The organism is Aliiruegeria lutimaris (assembly GCF_900099935.1).
In the GTDB taxonomy this organism is placed as follows: Bacteria; Pseudomonadota; Alphaproteobacteria; order Rhodobacterales; family Rhodobacteraceae; genus Tropicimonas; species Tropicimonas lutimaris.
This window is the reverse complement of the sequence record NZ_FNEK01000188.1, coordinates 1-1,175: the sequence shown is the minus strand read 5'-3', so window position 1 is coordinate 1,175 and position 1,175 is coordinate 1. Positions and strand designations below refer to the sequence as shown.

The window sequence follows — 1,175 nt, the reverse complement described above, 5'->3', positions numbered from 1 at the left end:
CAAGCTCGACCGCGCCGCTTCTCTTGCCGAGTGCCGCCAGCTTGGCGCGGCATAAGGAACACCAGCCATTCTGTCCTTGACGTGACTGGCTCTCATCAGTCTGACAGTTCCCTCCAGACCGATATCGATGCATGGCTTGTCCAACGCGACACTTAGAGACCGCACTTCGGATACCGAAACATGGGACGACGGCCCATCACAACCGGCACGTCATTCGTTTGCCAACAAGGTTGAGTGAACATCTTAGGCCCAGCTCAGGTCTTCAAGATCATCCCCTGTCCGGTAGGTAGGGCAAGGATATGGAAGCTGAGTTCCTGACTCAGCGTGTCCATGGCTTCTTTTTGCAATTCGAAGCCGTTTTGAGCATAGTCATCCAGCAGGACGATCCCACCCGGTACGATCTGGTCCCAAACATAGCGCAGTGCGTCCACTTCAGGCGCAGGATTGTTCAAATCAATATGAACAAAAGCAAGTCGGCTACTGGTCAACTGGTCCAGCGTGTCGGGGATAAATCCCACGATGATCTCAATATTTTTGAACTCTGCAAAATTCGCCCGCACCTCATCGGCGCTGGTGGCGTAAAACTCATTTGATAGGGAGGTGCTATTATATTCAGAGAGGTGATCTCGGCCCTTTTCCGAACTCTCTATATGCTCGGGTTTCATGCCAGCAAAGGAGTCGAACAAAAAGAATGTCTTGTTTCTCTTGTTCCAATCTACGTCCAGCATTCCCCCTGAAGCGAGCATGCCATAATTCACGCCGAACTCTACGAAATCCCCAGGAAGCGCCATTGCTGTTCGTATGCACCAAAGGCCAACATGGAAACGCCAGTACCAATGATGGTCAATTCCGCGCGCTGCCTGTGATCCCCGGTCGTAGGCTTTAATGAAATCGGGGTTCTGCATGAAATCGGCATTGTGGATCGTGGCAAGCCCATCGAAATCATACAGCCCTTCCTGCATTGAGGGGCGGCGCTTTTCCAAATAGCCGTAGCCGATGAAATGCTGCCAAGGGTCCAGTCCACTAGCCCGGACTTCCGGGTAATGTGAAAGGTAAAATTCTGGGTCAAACCAATTGGGATGCTGCGGCGCATCGGATGGCTTATTACCCGCTACATACCCTTTCTCCAGATAGTGCTGCCAAGGATCAAGGCCGCTGTCGCGCACTTCGGGATG

1 protein-coding gene and 1 pseudogene are annotated in these 1,175 nt (G+C 52.4%); one reads left to right on the top strand and one right to left on the bottom strand.

Features of this window, described 5'->3' with window-relative positions; all coding sequences use genetic code 11:
* Positions 1-105: 105 nt before the first annotated feature.
* Positions 106-234: pseudogene (locus BLR85_RS30190) on the top strand (IS481 family transposase); the annotation flags it as partial.
* 20 nt (positions 235-254) lie between these two features.
* Here BLR85_RS30190 and BLR85_RS28305 read toward each other — a convergent pair.
* On the bottom strand, positions 255-1,175 hold a 921-nt coding region (locus BLR85_RS28305), incomplete at its 5' end, for a TylF/MycF/NovP-related O-methyltransferase (protein WP_139188632.1).